We start from the raw sequence: 2,262 nt of genomic DNA on the forward strand, positions 1-2,262 counted from the left end.
ACCGTTTTGATTTGGATCGATGTAACGCATATTGACTGTTCCTTTGCTTATTATGGTGTTCTTCAACGTCATACAAAGCCTGTGCTTTGTTCTCAGGTACAACTGCGCGTTTTTAGTCGCTCTTTGAATATAAGAGTGGATGGTGGTGCTTTGAATGGCAAATTACATCTTTTAGACAATTTATTTAGGGTGTGGGTGCTTGGTTGTTAACTCAGTCACGATTTTGTTTTGTATGGGATATTTCGAAGCAATAAAGGAGATAAGGCACTCGCTTAGTTTAGTGTTGGACTAACATTTAGATGTGGCCTTAAAGATGTCTAGAGGGTGATCTCTTTAAGGCCTAGGCTGGTGAGATTGTAAAATTACAAGCCTTTGTGGCTAAGCCAAGTAAATAATTGTTGATAAACCTGCTCACGTACTGGTTTTTGCGATAGTACTAAGTCGTGAAGGCCATGATGAATACTTTGGATGGTGACATCGCCCTGAATTTTTTTCGCATATTTGGCAATATCTTTCACGCCTAAAATTACATCGCTGCTTTGTGCATCTTTACCCCATTTGCGCGGATTTTTGGTTTGATTGGAATGCATGACTAAAATTGGAATATTTAACTGAACACCTTGATGGATTTCTTTTTGTGCTTCATGAATGGCGGTGATAAAGCTTAGGCGTACTTTGGGGTAGGTGGTCTTTTTCCAATCTAGGTTAAAGTCCCATTCACCTTTTAAATCTTTGTGAAGACTGGGTGTGTACCACTTGTTGAGCTCACTTGGAAACTGTAAATCTGGAAAAACTTTGCCTAGCCGACTCAGCTGAGGAACACCAAGCTTACGTTTCAGTGGATTCATATTGAAGTCATAAAAAGGGCTGTTGACCCAAAGTGCTTTAATCAGTGGGTGATTAGGATTGTGACTTGCATATAGTGTTGTGGTTAAGCCACCAGTGGAGTGCCCACAGAGCAGTACTGCATCGTGGCCTTCTGCTCCAATGATATCAAGGGCTTGATTAATTTCTGCATCATATTCGGCAATCTTACGCACGTTATAGTATTTTTGATGTGGCAAAATTGAGCGTCCGTATTTTCTTAAATCGAGTGCATAAAAATCAAAACCGTGTTGGTTAAATTGCGCTGCCATTTCTGTTTGAAAAAAATAATCAATAAAGCCGTGAATATATAAAACAGCTTTAGAGGTGGTTGAAGTGGCTTTTTTGCGGATTAAGGTTGCTGTGACGGGGCCTTCAAAATCATCGGAAAATTTTAGGGTTGTTTGCTCATAGCCTGCGCCCAAGATGTCGGGCTGATAGGTGCATGCAGAAAGATCATTCATTGTTATTCTCAGCGTTTGATTTTTAATCTTATCCTTGATGAAGGCATTGGATTTGTCAACGACTGTCTGAGTGGTATTTTTTGTGTTTTGTATGGGCATAAAAAAACCCTCATCAAAGATGAGGGTTTTTTGAATTTGGAGCGGGAAAGGAGACTCGAACTCCCGACCCCAACCTTGGCAAGAGTCACCGACATAAAATACACTAAATTACATAATTGGTATGTTAATAAACTCTATATATAACAGTTATATAGAGTTTTAATTTTGTGTGACGTAATTTAAGGTGGGGTAGGGTACTTTGATTTTTGGTCACTAATTTATTGTGATAATCAACAATAATAACCAACATTCATATGCTTAATCTAAGAGTGTTTTACTGACTGGTATAATTTTATGATGAGAGGGGTGTTGCCTGAGGCTACGGTTTCTGTTTGGCCTTTTGGCGTAAGACGTACAAATATAAGCTTTCTACTTTTTCACGTGTCCATGGTGTGGTACGCAAGAATCGTAATGATGATTTAACACTTGGGTCTATGCAAAAACTGAACCGTACCGGGTTTGTCGGAGACTTTTTTATTTAAGTTAGGCCACCTGACCTAACGGGTTAATCTTATAATCGTACATTGCTTCAAGCTCAAAAGACGATACATAACTCAGCGCATCAAGCACCATATCTGTATTCTTACGTGTTGATACTTTCCAGCCAACAATTGCACATGAAAAAACATCAATAATAAATGTGGTTTAGACCCAATCTGAATGAGTTTTAATATATGTGAAGTCAGCGACCTGAGATACCGTCTTGGTAGTCAATCAGGTTTTGAGATTATTCGGCTAATAAATAATCTCTTTGATAGGCAGTCTGATGTTTTAAAACGCTATAACACAGATCTCTGTACACGACAAATTTCATAGGATCCTTGTCCTATCAGGC

The 2,262-nt window shown here is 38.8% G+C and carries 2 protein-coding genes and 2 pseudogenes; 1 reads left to right on the top strand and 3 read right to left on the bottom strand.

Features of this window, described 5'->3' with window-relative positions:
* A partial coding sequence (locus EXE29_RS17655) for a hypothetical protein (RefSeq protein ID WP_213072639.1) occupies nt 1-210 on the top strand: 210 nt, incomplete at its 5' end.
* 152 nt (nt 211-362) lie between these two features.
* Here the strand turns inward: EXE29_RS17655 and EXE29_RS17120 are convergent.
* The 3 genes and pseudogenes from EXE29_RS17120 to EXE29_RS17130 form a co-directional block, all read right to left on the bottom strand.
* Nucleotides 363-1,328 (bottom strand): alpha/beta hydrolase, encoded by a 966-nt coding sequence (locus EXE29_RS17120; RefSeq protein ID WP_120365113.1) that lies wholly within the window; start codon nt 1,326-1,328, stop codon nt 363-365.
* 418 nt (nt 1,329-1,746) lie between these two features.
* A pseudogene (locus EXE29_RS17125) lies at nt 1,747-1,869 on the bottom strand (VF530 family DNA-binding protein); the annotation flags it as partial.
* 113 nt (nt 1,870-1,982) lie between these two features.
* Nucleotides 1,983-2,117, bottom strand: a pseudogene (locus EXE29_RS17130) (IS3 family transposase); the annotation flags it as partial.
* Nucleotides 2,118-2,262: the final 145 nt, after the last annotated feature.

This window comes from Acinetobacter sp. WCHAc060006 (genome assembly GCF_004209135.1).
GTDB classification, from domain to species: domain Bacteria; phylum Pseudomonadota; class Gammaproteobacteria; order Pseudomonadales; family Moraxellaceae; genus Acinetobacter; species Acinetobacter cumulans.

What these genes read in the sequence shown, in the direction of transcription:
- EXE29_RS17120 (WP_120365113.1), bottom strand. Translation starts at nt 1,328, where the DNA reads ATGAATGATCTTTCTGCATGCACCTATCAGCCCGACATCTTGGGCGCA.